The following is a 16401-nucleotide window of genomic DNA, read 5'->3' on the forward strand; positions in this document are numbered from 1 at the left end:
CGTTGCCGGGCTTCGCAAGCCCAGCGTCAACCTACATTTGATCTTGATAATTTCATAGAGTTTAAAGGTAAAGTAAATATGCCAAATGAATTTGAGCCTTATAAAAATGAAGGGAAAAACAGCGAATTTAGTGTTTGGGAATATCAAGGTACTAAAGGTGAGGAACAACCAACAACTAATCCAGAAGAAGAATTAACTATTGAATGTGATCGCTTGAGACGAGAGGCGATGGAAACAGGTTATGCCGAAGGGATGCAGCAAGCCCAGGCAGATATTGATGCATTAAAGGCTGAATTGGTTAAATGGCTTGATGTGTTGAAAACGCCGATCCAACTTCTGGATGACCAACTCATTCAGGAAGTAATTCAGACCATGATTTGGTTAAGCCAACATTGTATTGGTATTGAGTTATCTGCTAATCCTGAGAAATTACAAGATTTGTTTAGGGAAATTAAGGGAGAACTGCCTTCATTGCGAGGAAATAAAGCATTTGCCATGCATCCATTAGATGTCGATTGGATTCGAGCGGAAATTGATGAGAAAGAAATACCAGGATTGCATGAGGCTTTGGTAGCTGATCCTTCATTGAGCAGAGGGGATTTTTATTTAAAGGGCGAACATAATGAATTAGATGGTCGAATACAGACTCGATTTACTACTTTATTTGCAAAATACATCGATAAAGTGAGTCCTCTAGCCCCTACTAAGTCGCCGGATTAAAGAGATGAGCATCTATCAGTCACGCCTCTTTCAAGTGTTAAGTGAGGTTCGCCAACAAGATAGGCAGTATGGATTATTACATTGCGGTAAAATAAGCAGGGCTGTTGGCTTAACTTTGGAAGCTAAAGGTTTTAATCAACCGATAGGTGCTCGTTGTTTAGTCAACATCAACGAGATGCATTCTATAGAGGCGGAAGTTGTAGGTTTTAGCAATGATAGTGTCTATTTAATGTCATTAGGCAATATTCAGGGTATTGCTCCTGGAATGATTATAGTTCCCACCGGGCGAGTTGCCCAGATTGGTGTTGGCCCTCAATTATTAGGTCGTGTATTGAATGGTTCTGGAACCATAATAGATGATGGGCCTTCCATTGAACTAATCGATACTTATCCGCTCGTAGTTCCTACGATTAATCCTTTAAAAAGAGCAGCGATAGATACTCATTTGGATGTTGGCGTGCGCGCAATTAACGGTTTATTAACTATTGGACGTGGTCAGCGTATAGGATTATTTGCTGGAAGTGGTGTTGGTAAATCTGTATTGCTTGGAATGATGACTCGTTTTACAGAGGCAGATATTGTTGTTGTGGGTTTAATTGGTGAACGAGGACGTGAAGTTAAAGAATTTATTGAATGCAATTTGGGAGAAGAGGGGCTGAAACGTGCAGTCATTGTTGCTGCTCCAGCAGATGAAAGTCCCTTAATGCGTTTACATGGAGCGAAAGTGGCTACCAGCATTGCCGAATATTTTCGTGATCGAGGAAAACATGTTCTTTTATTAATGGACTCACTAACTCGATTTGCTCAGGCACAAAGAGAAATTGCATTGTCTATTGGTGAAGCCCCGGCTACCAAAGGTTACCCGCCCTCTGTATTTGCAAAACTGCCGAAGTTGGTTGAAAGAGCGGGGAATGGTAAACCGGGGAGTGGTTCAATTACTGCATTTTATACGGTTTTGACTGAAGGAGATGATCTGCAAGATCCTATAGCCGATGCAGCGCGTGCTATTTTAGATGGCCATATTGTATTGAGCAGATCGCTTGCAGAAGAGGGCCAATTTCCTGCAATTGATATTGAGGCCTCAATCAGTCGTGTCATGCAAACAATAGTGCCCGAACCACAGATGAAAGCAATGATGCAGTTTAAAAAATATTTATCTCTTTATGAAAAAAATAAAGATTTAATATTGCTGGGCGCTTATGCTAAAGGAAGTGAGCCTCTATTGGATAAGGCAATAATAGCCAGGGATAAAATTAAAGACTACCTGATGCAAGGAATGAATGAGCGAGTTAATCATGAGGATAGTGTTATGCAACTATCGCAATTAGCATCAGCGTTTATGGGGAGTAATGGATGAGTCAAAGATTGGATCGTTTAATTCAGTTACTTCAAATAAAACAGGAAGCGACAAAACGCGTTTATATGGACTTGATGAAGGCAAAGGAACAATTTAACCAGAATAAAATAAGACATGAACAATTAGTGATTTACAGACAGGATTATTTACAACAATTAGAGACTTTAGGGAATCAAGGCAGTCTTGTCGGACGTTTACGCAACCGGATTGACTTTATTAATCATTTGGATACCGCTTTAATTCAATTGAATACTCATTTAGCCCAACTTGCTAAAATCCGAGCTAAAGCAGAATTGAATTATAATCAGGCTAAAACCTCTGAAGAGGGGGTGAGGAAGTTAATTGATCGGGTTAAAAAAGCGGAACAAATTAAATTACAGCGCATGGAGCAGAAAGAAAGTGATGAGTATGCGCAAAAGCAATGGTATAGTAAAAACATGAATGATCAATCGAATACTTTTGGTGAATAGATTATTAAAAAAGGTATGGATAACTTTCGCCATCCTGATTATCCTGGTGGCTGTTTTTTCCAGCTTATTTCGCTCACTAACACCTTGGGCCAAGCAATATAAGGGTGAAGTAGAGTTTCATTTAACCCAGCTTTTGGGACAGCCTGTTACTATCCAAACTATGGAAACGGGATGGTACTGGTTTCAACCTGTATTAAAATTAAAACAAGTCACCCTTAGTGATGGTGAAAAGAATTCTCTGCACTTGGATAAATTGTTAGTAGGAATTAATTTATTCAAATCTCTTTGGAATTGGCAAATACAACCAGGAATTTTATATATTGATGATCTTCGATTAACGGTTAGAGAGAAGAGCGGGCGTTGGAACATCGATGGAATTTCAACAGGTACTATGAAAGATAGTGAGATGACCCCGGAAACGACTCAGAAAATCCTGTTTTGGTTGTCGCAACAAGAGCGGTTAATCATCAAGCATGTTTCAGTCTATTTTCATTTTAGTGATGGTGGATTAATTCCCGTTAGCGGTCTTAATATATCCGTAGTGAATACGGGCGGTAATTATAAAATAAAGGGAGATGCGAGGCTTGAACAAACGAATAGTACTTTTTTTCAATTATTAGCTGATTTAACTTTTGATCCTTACCACCTGGAGAATACTAAAGGGCAAGTCTATTTTTCTGCACACCACATAGTACCTGCTCAATGGCAAAGCATCTTTCCTAAAGCAGCCGAACGGATGGAAGGTGGAAAGGGGGATATTGCTTTATGGGTGGATTTGAATAAGGGGGCTGTATCTTTAGCTCAAGCTCAGGTGAAGTTTAAACGCCTGGCCTGGCGCATACGTAATAATAATCAGATTATCCAAAATTTTTATGCCAATTTATCCTGGAAACCAGATGATAAAGGTTGGCAGTTTAGTGCAGATCACATTAAGTTAAGGACTGGAGGGATTAATTGGCCCGAAAATCAATTACTGGTTAAGTTTGATAAAACACAACAAACGTATCAACTCTTCATCAAGTCTATCATTATTGAATCCTTATTGTCTCAGACGATCAACTGGCCATCATCAATCCAAAATGTATTGAAAATAAAGCCCCATGGTGTTTTGACAGATACTCAGTTACTTATTAAAGAAAATCAACCAAGCTATATTTTAACTCGTTTTGATCAGTTGGGATGGAATGCGCAAGATAATATCCCCTACGTAAATAATTTATCTGGTGTTTTAAATTGGCAACCCGAAGAAGGGCGTTTAGAGTTAGATTCAGAGAATACTTCTATAATTGTAAAAGGATACCCCAAACAGAACTTCACCCTTCTTAATGGCTCTTTAGACTGGAAAGAGTTAAGTGATGGTTTGCGTGTCAGTATAGAACGATTTGCATTAAGTCAACCTGAGTTGACCCTTAGCATCCAGGGTGCCATTGATCAGGTAACACGCAACTCACTAGGACATGTTCGTCTTGTTACTGAGTTTTCTGCAAAAAATCTGCAACAATGGATGCGTTACCTTCCCAAAAAACACATGAAGGCTAAACTCTATTATTGGTTAAATAATGATGTGAAACGGATAGCTGAAGCAAGTGGCAAGATGGTCATTAATGGTTTTGCCAGAGACTTTCCTTTTGATAATAAAAATGGCGAGTTTTCTATAACCAGTCATGCTAGTGGCGGCGCTCTTTTGATTACCTCAAAATGGCAATTAATTAAGGATATAGAAGCTTATATAAGAGTAAAAAGTCGTAACCTTGATATTGATATAGTCAATGCTGATTTCCAAGGTGCGCTGGTAAAACAGATGAACTTGCGTATTGATGATATCGGTAACGACAAAGAAAATTTGTTAATACACGGGATTGTTAATGCTCCAGCACAAAAAATGCTGAATTTTATTTTAGTCTCTCCTTTGAGCGAAAAGTTAAATGCATTGAAAATGTTATCCATGAAGGGTTTGCTCTTATTAAACCTGCACTTGGAAATTCCTTTATATCCTGAAAATGATGACAATCTGGCTAAAGGTGATCTGACTTTTAAAGATAATACGATTATGGTTAAGCATCAGCTCAGTGAGTTTCCACTTGAGGAGGTATCCGGAGATTTATCTTTCGATGAACATGGAGTGACTCACAGTACTTTAGTTGCAAACGCATTTGGTTATCCATTAAATATCAAAATACAATCGGTTAATTCACCAAAGCCTGCAACCATCATATCAGTAGATGGTGAATGTAGTGTTGATTCTTTGAAAAATAGGTTCAAGCTGCCTGTCCTATCTTTACTGAAAGGGGTGTTTTTTATAAATGCCATTTTGAAATTATCTGATAATCCAGAAAATATGGATAGCATGAATCTCAAGAGTTCCTTGAAAGGTTTAGCGATTAATTTACCTGCCCCTTTAGGAAAAACTCGGGATGATTCAGTTCCATTGGAGGTCAATTTAGATTTTAGTTCCACAAAGGCACTCCGTTTAAGAGCAAATTACAACAGTCGTCTTAGTGCCGATATGATGTTTCAGGATAAGAAAGGCGCTTTTGAACTGCAATCAGGAGAAGTGCGGTTGGGTAGTGCTCAGGCATTAAATCAAAATAAGCCTGGCCTTGCTGTGGTTGGGTCTCTGGATGGATTTAATTTACAGGAATGGAAAAAGGTCCTTGATCGCTTCTCAACAGAACAAACTAACAGTTCGTTCATGCAAAAATTACGAGTAATCAACGTAAAACTGCGTCAGTTGACTTTTTTAAAGCAACAATTTGAGCACATTGCGATTAAAGCTAAAATTCTTCCCAATAAAGACTGGTCTTTTAATCTGGCGCAGAAAAAGTTTGCTGCGGATTTAACTTATAATCAGCCAACGAATACTCTGAGTGGTTTTGTTAAATATTTGCATTTAGATAAAATTCACAATACTGATGAGCTGAGTGAATCCTCATCATCTGCTAGTCCAGGGCAAATCCCCAATCTTAATTTGCGTATTGATAATTTATCAATCGGAGAGATTCAAGTGGGTAATGTAACCCTTAAAAGCCATTCTACTCCTGAGAGATGGTTAATCAATTATTGTCGAATTGATTCACCAGTCTATCAATTTAATATAGAAGGAGATTGGACGCAAAAAGATAAAAATAACCAAACTAAAATGCACTTGAAACTCCATTTAAAAGACCTGGCAAAAAGTCTGGAGAGGTGGCATATTACACCGGCAGTTGATGCAGGAAAGGGTGATCTGGAGTTTCGTGGCGGCTGGAATGGAACTCTATATGACTTCTCTCTTGCTTCCTTAAATGGAGAGATGTATCTCCAGTTAAGGAATGGCAGGATTACCCATTTGAGTCCTGAAACAGAAGAAAAACTGGGTTTAGGCAAGTTATTGAGTATTCTCAGTTTGCAAACCATTCCCCGAAGATTAAAGCTGGATTTTAGTGACCTTTCTCATCAAGGGTATAGTTTTGATATTTTTAAAGGCAATTTTACGGTTAAAAAGGGCATCATGAGTACGCAAGATAGTTATTTGGATGGCCCTGTTGCTTATGCAAGCATGAAAGGGGATCTGGATTTAGTCAGGCGGATGTATGATTTGAATTTAAGTATTTCTCCGCATATTACTGCCAGTTTACCTATCGTCGCCACGATTGCTGGTGGACCTATTGCGGGACTTGCCGCTTGGGTAGCCAATAAAATTATCAATCAGAGTATGCAAAAAATTAGTGCTTATAGTTATAAAATTTCGGGGCCCTGGAAAGACCCCGTTGTTCAGCAACTGACTATAGTAAAGAAAATCATTAAGAAATGAATCCTAATATGATGAAACTAATATTTTTTTACTATTGGCGAATCTGCTTATTGAAGGAAAGTCCTGAAAATACTCCTTACTCTCAGTTTTTGTTGGGCCTAAGTGCCCTTTTATTAGCTTTGATATTAATTATTCAGTGGCAGTTTTCAGATAGTTTTTTTGCCAATGATTTCTCTATAACTTTGATGGCTGCAAGCAGTTTAATCTTTTCTTATATTCTTTATACTTATGCCCTCTTGTTTTTTAGGGGAGTCAGCTCGCGGTTAGTTCAAACATTAACGTGTTTATTTTGTACCCGGCTTATTATTCACATCCTGGCAAGTCCACTATTATTACTTGATCCTTATTTATCTCACGTCCATTTAAAAAATCCGCTTTTTTTATTTGTGGGTGTGATATATTTATTTATTACTTTGGGTTTATCCGTTTGGCAATTTGTTATTACAGCGCATATTTATAAATATGCATTGAACACCTCTGCTATTCAATCGGTATTAGCTGCTTTTGGTATACTTGCTGTCAATATTTTAACTGTTTCTTTATGGCGATGAAATCATGATGCATTTACATATTTTAGGATTAAGCGGTACATTTATGAGTGCGTTGGCTTTGCTGGCGCGTGATGCCGGGTATAAGGTGACTGGAAGTGATGCAAATTGCTATCCGCCTATAAGCGATTTGCTTGCAGCTAAAGGGATATCCTGGACCGAGGGATATGAAGATGCGACTCAGGCTTTACAGGCTGATTTGGTAATAGTCGGCAATGCCATTAAAAGAGGAATGCCTGTACTTGAAGCGGTAATGGAATCAGGTAAAAATTATACATCTGGACCTCAATGGCTAGCCGAGCATATTTTATCTAAATATAAAGTGATTGCTGTGGCGGGGACACATGGCAAAACCACAACTACATCTATGATTGCCTGGATACTGGATCAAGCAGGAGTAAATCCGGGGTTTTTAATAGGGGGTGTGGCTACAGACTTTAATACCAGTGCTTGTCTTGGTAAAGGCGAATGGTTTGTTATCGAAGCCGATGAATATGACAGTGCTTTTTTTGATAAGCGTCCCAAATTTATGCATTACCGCCCCCGAATTGCAATTTTAAATAATCTGGAGTTTGATCATGCTGATATTTATCCTGATTTAGCTGCCATACAACAACAATTTCATTATTTGTTCAGAACCATACCAAGTAGTGGCATCGCCATAAAACCACGTGATGATAAGGCACTCAATGAAGTATTATCGCGAGGAGAATATTCGCGTGTGGAAGACTTTGCTTTATCAGGAACGGCTCAATGGTCTGCCGAATTGCTGGAAGAAAGCGGCTCCGCTTTTAAAGTCTTACATTTGGGAAAAGAGGTAGCCCAGGTGCATTGGTCTTTGATTGGCCGTTTTAATGTCGAGAATGGCTTGGCAGCCTTGGCTGCCAGTGTTAATGCTGGAGTAAGTCCACAACAGGCTGCCAAAGCTTTAGAACGATTTACACCGGTGAAGCGTCGTCTGGAAGTTAAATCAAACAGACATGGAATCACGGTATATGATGATTTTGCTCACCATCCTACAGCCATTACAAAAACAATTGATGCATTAAAAAGAAGTAAAAGACATCAGCGTATTTTTGCGGTAATGGAGTTTGCCTCTTACACTATGCGTACAGGCGTTCACGCTGGGGAAATGGCTTATGCGCTTGCTCCGGTTGACGGGGCTTACATATTAGACCCCAAAGACTTTAATTTGAAAGATACGGTAGCTCAATGGACTTGTCCTTATAAAATTTGCAGTAACAATGACGAAATCGTTAAAGAAGTTGCCAGTATCGTAAGAGAGGGTGATGCCGTTTTAGTGATGAGCAATAGAGGGTTTAATGGCATCCATCAGCAATTAATCAATTCAATAGATAAACGATTTATTGAGTAGTAGAGTTTCAATGTCTCTAACCCGCAATTAGCAATATTGCGGGTTTTTCACGCCTGTTCACTCCTTTTTCTTCGCCATCAAGTATTGGTTTAAAGTGACAGTTTAGCTAAATTATAAGATGAAGCGCGAAAAATTAGTAACTTGAAATATTAGTTGAGCAATTAGTTAAATAAATAGTTGCAATCTTTTTTATAGGTTGATATAAAAATTGAAGGTGCCTTAATTTATAGGGACTAATTACTCGCTGCAGTTTTTTGCGGGTGAACGCTTGCGGGGGAAAAGCCATGCCAGAGTTTGCCACATTGCTGCAAGATGCAAAGAATCTTTATAAAAAATTAGCGCGGCGTTTTATGAGTCAACAAGGCTGTATGAGTTTTTTTTCAGCGTTAGTTCCAAATAACACCGCTTTAAAGGATGCTCTTACTATCAGTATGTTAGCTCAGAGTTTGGAAGAAACAGACGATAAATACTTATTGAGTTATATTGAGAAATTGTCTAAATCTTCTGTTATAAATCATGATGAAGTTGAGGAATTTAAAACCAAAGTACTTGTTGGAATATATTTATTAAAATGGTCTTACTATAACTCATCAGTAACCAGTTATTTAAATAAGCCTTTATTAGAGTTATTTCAACTGACTTTAGAAATACAATCACCAATGGAGATGGATGAGTGGATGGTGGATGAGAGCTTGCAAGCATTAGGTCAATACAGCTCCTTCGTTTATGAAAATAAACATAAACAAATATATGCTGATTTGCTGGTGCAATTGGGGGCAAAGATCCAGGTAGATATTCATACAACCCGTAATTTAAAATTTGCAGAAGATTCTTCTTGGTATGATGTTTATACGGGAATAATGAACACCTTGGGAATGAATACAGTATCTTAGGAGGAGAAACTATGACTTTTACCCCACCCCAATTTCCAATATTAAATGTAAATACTCTTAACTTGGATACTGCACTCTCAACTTTACTAGGGCGGTATAAAATAGTCGATCCCACGGAATCGGGAGAAAACCAAAGCAGCCTCAGATTGCTTATAGCAAGAACTCAGCAGGTTCTGGATTGTAAATCAGATAGAGTAAGCCAACGTGAAGTATTTAATACGCTTGTCAACGAGTTACGTGAGGTTCTTAAAGAGAAGGATGAGGAAAAACATAAACGAGGCACTCAGTTTTTGCTTGGGGCCTTGTTGCATCGCTATTTTAGATTGATAAGTTTGTATGATAGTTGGAACTATTCATTCTACAAAAGTGACCCTAGAAGCTGTAGGTTATTTTTAGCCATTAGGGCCGCTTTAAATCTTCCTGACGCTAAATCAGATGATTATAGGGAAAAAGATCTGGAAATCCTTGACGTAACGACTATTGTGACTGCTTTAGAGTCTTTTCGTGACAATATGCAATTAAAAGATGTAAAACAAATGCCGCGATTTAAAAAATATCATCATTTTGCAGTCGAAGACCCCAATTTTGAAAAGAATTTAGACGAAATTATTGAAAAGTACAAGATTATAGCTGCCCCTCTTTTAAAGCAATTTAAGGCAATTGATTTTATTCAATCTTTAGCAAAGAAAGTTGCAGACGAACATGGGCAAATTGAACAGGCACTCACGGAGTGGAATAAAGTTTTTGTTAAGGAGCACATGGATTTTGACTCATTAAATAGTGAAATCATTGCATTACATATAAGCAAGCATATTAGTCCTGTATCATTAAGAGAAAAAGTGCTTGATCTGTTATACACACCCTATATTCAATCAGAAATGAAGAAGCCAATAAACCATAAGCTTTTTTTCGAGGCAATGAAGAAAAGTAACGACGATACAGCCAGCTATGAGGTTTTTGGGGGGTATGCCTTATTATTGCAATCCGCAGGGATAGAAGAACAATTGAGATTTTGTATTGATCAGGCTTTGGGCGGGGGAGAGAAACCTACCGATCAAAATATGCTAAACGGGCTCAAATTTCTTAAACAGTTTATTAAAGAAAATCCTAGCGCGATACTTAATTGCGAGTTTTTTGGTGGAAAAGATAAGATGGATACTCAACTTGCTCAAAATTTAAAGGGATTGACTGAAAAAATTGCGCGAAAATCTGAAGAATCTACCGAGAGTAGTACTTTAGTACATTAGTAGGTACTCTGCTGAGCCGCTAGAACAATTTATCGACCAATATGTTGCCCCCCCAAAAAAATTAAAAAACATCATTTGCTGGGGTTAATTGGAGTCACTGCCATTAAGTAAAGAACTTTTTCGTCATCCAGAGTCGCTTGCGACGAAGGAGCTCCTAATATTCAGGAGATCACTCGCAATGCCGAGATGACGTTTTCTTAACTTAAAAGCTGGGGAAATTGAACTGCCCTAATTAAGGATTTTGGGATATTATCAATATTTTACATGATTCCTTATAAAAGCAATCCAAGTCATCATACATTTCTTTTAGCGCCTCAACATCATAGTTGCCAGCTTGGGCTTTAGCGCATAACTTTTCGTAATCACTAATAAAGTCTTCACATCGATGTGACTCCACGCTGTTTTCCTCGAATTCAACCCCTTTAATTATTGTAATTAAATCATCAAACTGAACTTTTATTGGTTCAAATTCTTCTTGAGTCCCCATTGCTACCGATTTTTGTGTTTTATTGCATCTTTTCATTAGTAGATATAAAGCAATAACGCCAATAGGAAGTAGCGCGATGAGCCCTAAATAAACAAGTCCATTTATTGTGGATTCAGGCTCTTTAAATTGAACCGTGCACTCGCTTTGGTTAGCCGGGCAAATGGCGGAAGGGGCTGATTTTGGAGTAAAAAAAGAAACAGGGGGCGAGGTGGAAAAAGCAATGGGAAGCTGAGTCGTGGTAATCGGTTTGAATAGCGGTTTGGAAGGGGGTAATAATTTAAGCGGCTCTGGAGGCTTTGGTGCGTCAAGCCCCTTTATTTCATACTGAATTTTAATCCATTGATGCATGGAGAGCATTAATTTATTTAACTGCTGGGCTTGTCCAGCAAGACCATCAAAGGTGATTTGTTTTGTTTTGGGCTGGTTTAAATGACGGATTACCTCATTAACTTGTCCTTTTAAAACTTTATTAGTTTTGGACAGATCAGCAGTACTGGAGGGAAATTGCGCTAAGGTATCCTGATTGCTAATAAAGGTTTTTAATTTTTCCTGTTCTGAGGTTAACCATTTTTGCCATAAGGATAGGTTTTGCTCAACTTCAATGGCTTGATGATAAGCTTGTGTATTCGCATGGATAATTGCTTCGATGTGCTGAGATGAATCATCAATAAATCCTTCAATTTGATTGAGTAAGGTTAACATTTGCTCTTTGAATTGATGAACAGTATAGACCTCACCTGCCTGATTTAATAAATCTGTCACTTGGGAAATAACATTTTGAAAACGTTCCAATTCATTCAAATCGGATACAGCATCTGCATAATGACTTAAGATTTCCTCATCCATAGAAATTAAACTGAAATTAGGACAGTCTCTTAGTTGTTCTACCGTTAATCGTAAAGTGGACATCAGTTCGGTGGAGAGTTCATTACTATTGCTGCCGCACTCTTTTGCTATCTGAGTTGGATAAGCAGTTGAGTCAGCAAGTGCAGCGGTTGAAAAATCATAAGGGTGGGGATTTACTGGATTTACATTGAGAGCAAAGTGCAATATTCGATTACGTTCTGTTGACGCTTTTTGAATGGTTTTTGAGAGGTCGCCAAGCCGTTCCTTGAGTAATTGCGTTTCAATAAAATGAGTGAGCTGAGGGGTAATGTTATCGTCAATAATTCGGCGAAAATTAGCCATAAATAGTCGGTCCGAACCTACAATGGGTGAAATATTTTTTTCAATAGTACGTACATATCGGTTCAGCACTTCTAACTGTTCTTTCACTTGACCCACATTGGGATTTTGGCTTAGTCCTTTTAAGATAAAATTAATATCAAGGAAGACATAGTTCATTGGTTGATTCAGGTGCTCTGATGGTAAATTGCGATTTCTTATCAGGAGATAATCACCTACATTTTGCATCAAATTATATAAAGCAGGCCATTGAAGACGCTGGCTATCAACAGGCTGAACATGAAAATCATCCTGAGATAATAAGTGTCGTGTTTTAAATGCATTTGAGTAAAACCAGGCATTTTCATAGACGTTGATCAGCGCCTGCTGATCTTCAGCAAACCAGGAGCTGGGATTGGTTAAATAATCTGCATCAATTCCGGAGTTTGCTCGAACTTTAAGAATCCATTCTCGGAAGGCTAAATCCTCTTCAGTATAACAACTTTCAGAGTATATCCAAAAACGGTTTTTGCGGGGTATTGGTCTATATGAAGCCTGTTGTTTCCTTTTGTTTTTTGCCATATTCTCACTCCTTGAGAAGATGAATTATGATAAGAATGTTTATTACCTGGCAGTAAATCCATTTATCACAGAATAATAAATTCTCTAACCAAATAGGTTATTTTTACACCAATTAATTTGATAACATTCTTTTTTAGATTATGCAATAGACCGGTAACTGGCTTTTTGCTTTGTACGGGGCAAAATATCTGAATTAAAGCCTAAAGAAGAGATAGCTCACTGATCTAAAAAGAATTTCATATAATCTTTTTGTTGAGAAGAGGTGTACATATGAAATATATCAGCGAGTTTCGAGAGATTTTAGATAAAGAATTAAGTTGGCAAAAGTCACGAATAGACTGTTTTGCCCAAATGTTATTAGCCTTGTTCATGGTTAGGAGTGATGCTTTAATCGAGTCACGTTATAAGAGAGTAAACGATTTTTTTCAGGCTTTTACTTACTTTTTTCAAAACCAATACTAAAACATTCTCGAAGTATGCAAAATGTATTCGGTTAAATCTAACTGAGAACTGCTTTTGATAAATTGTCCCGTACAAAGTTAGTGTTAATACACTCTCATGTTGTTAATATTTTCTTAATCTTTATTCTGTACAATTTCAGTACATTTGTTTGGCTATGTGGTGAATAATGAGTCAGTCGAAAATTGAAAATGCCGCTGTATTAATCCAAAAATCATGGCGTGGAAAAATAGCCAGGAAAGAATTTGGTATTAATCATGCGCGAAATGTGGATATGACTTATGAATCCGCATGGTTGGTAGGCAATGATCCTAAAATAGAAGGTCTAGAATCCTATGCAACTCCAACAGGAAAAATTGCTTTAGTTGGAACGTCTGGCTTACGTTCGCTTGGTTTAATCTGTGAGCTTGCTAATCAAGAGAATATTCCTAAGCTTATTATTGTTGATAATAGTATCAAAGTTATTCGTTTTTGGAGGCTACTACGGGACTTGGCAGAGAAAGTAGCTCCAGAAAACTTTCAAACGTCTTTTGAGTCTTTTTTGCAGGAGCATTCCTCTCTATTTAAAACAGTTTCTGAAATAATCGACCCAAATATTAAACATGAAAATCAAGATCCAGTAAATTATATGAATAGCTTGATAGCTCAGTATGGTTTGGATTATGTGTTGTCTGTAATCAAAAACACGGTAATAATTGGCCAATCATGGGCCGAAGCAAGCTTATTTATAGCCATAGGTAATATCTTAAAATTACATGGAATTGAAAAAACCTATACTTATCCTTCAAATATTGAGGCTTGCGTTAATGCCACTACAAGAGCACAAGTTGCGACTAGCATAAAGCTATTTAAACCTTGTTTATCCATTGCTTCGAATAATCAAGGTGGGAGGCCAACCAAGGTTTTTCTTAACATACCTGAAACAATAGAACAATCTCAGTTAGCGCAAATTTCATTAGTTAAGGTTCAAGAAATTATTAATGAAGAGCCTTACCGTGATTTGATAGTATCCCGTGCTTATTCGAAAGTTAATATTCAAACGCTACTTAGGGGGCTTTTTTCTTCTATTCCTCAAAATGATCGTGCATTAAGCTCGGAATCAAATATGATATTGAGAAACATGAAAGCAGCATTCTCAAATATTGAGGGAATAACTCCTCCTGATAAACAGAAGCAAATGATTAGCTTATTTTTAGGGGGAGTTATTTTTACCATGGCCTGTGACATCTCAAAATACAGTTATCGATGTAACGATGAATTTAAAAAATATATCGTACATCTTGTTTCATCTGTGCGAGAAGAACCAGTATCTAATTTACATGGTATCCTCGGTAACGAATTGTTCTTTGGCGAAGATCCCTCTTTTTTACAAGAAGTTGGTAACAAAATCCTCTCAAATTTTTCTGGGGCTTTCCTTTGGAGTCTCTTTAATCAGCCCTTAAATTTGGGCTTTGGTACACCAAGAACTTTTTTGCCTAGGCTTGATGCTGGTAATCTAGCGTTGTTACTTAACTTTTGCGAACAACATTCGGATAATTTGGAGATCGTTGACTTTGAAGTCAAACCTTTTGGTACAGAATTAGGATGCCGCATATAGTTTGTTGATAGGAAAGAACATCTTATAGATAGTAAAACGTTCTGACTAAACTGAGGTAAAAAAAATTAGTTGAAGATGAATAGACAGCAGCCCCTTTGTACGGGACAAAATATCTTAATTAAAGCCTAAAGAAGAGATAACCTCAAAATAGCTTTTTCCGACTAGGATTAGATAATTTGCGTGATTTACTTACTCGTTTCACAATCAACTCTAAAAAGTTCTCGCAATTTGCAAATTGCATTCGATTAAATCTAAAGGAGATTTGTTTTTAATATTTTGTCCCATACAAAGGGCTTTTTGTATCGATGGGGGATGGCTAAGATTATCTTCCCCATAGTCGTCTTTTTTGTTAAATTATACTTTTTGATTTTAATGGGTTCCTTATGCCATCTTTTGATATAGTTTCTGAAACGAATGAAGTTGAATTACGCAATGCAGTAGATAATGCAGTGCGTGAAGTAGGTACTCGTTTTGATTTTCGAGGTGTCGAAGCGACTATTGAACTAAAAGAACTTACTGTAACCTTGCGTTCTGAATCTGATTTCCAGGTAAGACAACTGGAGGATTTATTTCGTAATCATTGTACTAAGCGTAATCTCAGTACTTCCGGCGTGGATATCGAAGACAAACCTGTACATAGCGGTAAATTTTATTCATTAACCATGACTTTTAAGCAGGGTATTGATCAACCTGCCGCTAAAGAAATAGTGAAATTCATCAAAGATACAAAAGCTAAAGTTCAATCATCCATTCAGGGAGACAAGATTCGCGTAACGGGTAAAAAACGTGATGATCTTCAGGAAATTATCGCTTTATTAAAAAAATCTGACATTGAGTTACCCTTACAGTATGAGAATTTTCGCGACTAGGGTCTGTTGACATTTCACCTATCGCCTACGTGCCGTGGCTTTTGAAGAAAACCAAGCGATAGGAAAATCCAGAGGGGGCAATACAACAAAAATCCATATGGCTGTTGATGCTCATGGTTTACCCATTGATTTTGAAATAACGGGTGGAGAAGTACACGACTGTAAAATTACCTACCAAGTTTATCAAAAAACTGCCCGACGCAAGTCATACTATTGCCGATAAAGGCTATGGCAGTGAATAAGTAAGAGACACTATTCGTAAAAAATCATCTATTCCAGTTATTCCAAGAAAGCATAATTCTAAAATTGGCAATACAGATATAGATTGGTGTCTTTATAAATATAGGCATTTAGTTGAAAATCGCTAGAATAAAGCATTTTCGTGCAATTGCCACAAGATTTGATAAATTAAAACGGAATTACTCCTCTGTTGTTGCTATGGCCTGTGCATTTTTATGGCTACCTATGTAGCACTTCTTGCGGTATTATCTGGATGCTTGTCCAACATTCATGGAAGCATGATGCATCCATCTGATGTTTATATTCTTGCAAGTCAGTGTAACGGTACTCTTTACGTAGGTTCTACCTCAGACATCATTAACGAACGTGGGAACACAAAAATAAAGTCATTCCTGCCTTCACTACGAAGTATAAGGTACATATGCTTGTCTATTATGAAATGTACGAATTATATATTGAAGCAGCTTGTCGTGAAAAACGCTTTAAAAATTGGCCAAGACAATGGAAAATAAATTTAATCGAGAAACTTAATCCAGAATGGCGTGATCTGTATGAAGAAATTTGTCAATGATTTAGATCGACTGGATGCCACGGACAAGT

At 37.5% G+C, this 16401-nt stretch carries 12 protein-coding genes and 2 pseudogenes; 13 read left to right on the top strand and 1 reads right to left on the bottom strand.

Features of this window, described 5'->3' with window-relative positions; genetic code table 11:
* The 8 genes from LOX96_RS16855 to LOX96_RS16890 form a co-directional block, all read left to right on the top strand.
* A partial coding sequence (locus tag LOX96_RS16855) for a flagellar assembly protein FliH (RefSeq protein WP_250456431.1) occupies positions 1 to 720 on the top strand: 720 nt, incomplete at its 5' end.
* Between the two features lie 4 nt (positions 721 to 724).
* The gene (gene fliI, locus LOX96_RS16860; protein WP_250424654.1) at positions 725 to 2077 is read left to right on the top strand and encodes a flagellar protein export ATPase FliI; all 1353 of its coding nucleotides are present in this window, start codon (positions 725 to 727) and stop codon (positions 2075 to 2077) included.
* On the top strand, positions 2074 to 2547 hold the full coding sequence (fliJ, locus tag LOX96_RS16865; protein WP_250424653.1) for a flagellar export protein FliJ: 474 nt from the start codon (positions 2074 to 2076) through the stop codon (positions 2545 to 2547). The genes fliI and fliJ overlap by 4 nt, the downstream gene beginning before the upstream one ends.
* Positions 2519 to 6340 carry a YhdP family protein gene (locus LOX96_RS16870; protein ID WP_250424652.1) on the top strand — a complete coding sequence of 1274 codons (3822 nt, stop codon included), beginning with the start codon at positions 2519 to 2521 and terminating at the stop codon, positions 6338 to 6340. Before fliJ ends, LOX96_RS16870 begins: the two co-directional genes overlap by 29 nt.
* Before the next feature lie 8 nt (positions 6341 to 6348).
* Positions 6349 to 6891, top strand: coding sequence for a hypothetical protein (locus LOX96_RS16875; protein ID WP_250424651.1), 543 nt, complete (start codon positions 6349 to 6351; stop codon positions 6889 to 6891).
* Position 6892: 1 nt separating this feature from the next.
* Complete coding sequence (gene mpl, locus LOX96_RS16880) at positions 6893 to 8263, top strand: UDP-N-acetylmuramate:L-alanyl-gamma-D-glutamyl-meso-diaminopimelate ligase (RefSeq protein ID WP_250424656.1); 1371 nt, start codon at positions 6893 to 6895, stop codon at positions 8261 to 8263.
* Between the two features lie 284 nt (positions 8264 to 8547).
* Positions 8548 to 9156 carry a hypothetical protein gene (locus LOX96_RS16885; RefSeq protein ID WP_250424650.1) on the top strand — a complete coding sequence of 203 codons (609 nt, stop codon included), beginning with the start codon at positions 8548 to 8550 and terminating at the stop codon, positions 9154 to 9156.
* 11 nt (positions 9157 to 9167) lie between these two features.
* Complete coding sequence (locus tag LOX96_RS16890; RefSeq protein ID WP_250424649.1) at positions 9168 to 10403, top strand: type IV secretion protein Dot; 1236 nt, start codon at positions 9168 to 9170, stop codon at positions 10401 to 10403.
* 232 nt (positions 10404 to 10635) lie between these two features.
* On the opposite strand, the gene LOX96_RS16895 is transcribed toward LOX96_RS16890, so the two are convergent.
* Positions 10636 to 12636, bottom strand: a complete 2001-nt coding sequence (locus LOX96_RS16895; protein WP_250424648.1) for a hypothetical protein — start codon at positions 12634 to 12636, stop codon at positions 10636 to 10638.
* A gap of 270 nt (positions 12637 to 12906) precedes the next feature.
* Here LOX96_RS16895 and LOX96_RS16900 point away from each other — a divergent pair, with 270 nt between their 5' ends.
* The 5 genes and pseudogenes from LOX96_RS16900 (at position 12907) to LOX96_RS16920 (ending at position 16372) form a co-directional block, all read left to right on the top strand.
* A complete protein-coding gene (locus LOX96_RS16900; protein WP_250424647.1) occupies positions 12907 to 13098 on the top strand; it encodes a hypothetical protein in 192 nt (63 codons plus the stop codon).
* Between the two features lie 271 nt (positions 13099 to 13369).
* A complete protein-coding gene (locus LOX96_RS16905) occupies positions 13370 to 14692 on the top strand; it encodes a hypothetical protein (protein WP_250424646.1) in 1323 nt (440 codons plus the stop codon).
* A gap of 383 nt (positions 14693 to 15075) precedes the next feature.
* Positions 15076 to 15561: a YajQ family cyclic di-GMP-binding protein gene (locus LOX96_RS16910; protein ID WP_250424645.1), complete on the top strand. Its 486-nt coding sequence runs from the start codon at positions 15076 to 15078 to the stop codon at positions 15559 to 15561.
* Between the two features lie 49 nt (positions 15562 to 15610).
* Positions 15611 to 16032: pseudogene (locus tag LOX96_RS16915) on the top strand (IS5 family transposase); the annotation flags it as partial.
* A gap of 50 nt (positions 16033 to 16082) precedes the next feature.
* Positions 16083 to 16372 (top strand): annotated as a pseudogene (locus tag LOX96_RS16920) (GIY-YIG nuclease family protein).
* Positions 16373 to 16401 lie beyond the last annotated feature (29 nt).

The sequence above is a fragment of the Legionella maioricensis genome, from assembly GCF_023618015.1.
Taxonomy (GTDB): Bacteria; Pseudomonadota; Gammaproteobacteria; order Legionellales; family Legionellaceae; genus Legionella; species Legionella maioricensis.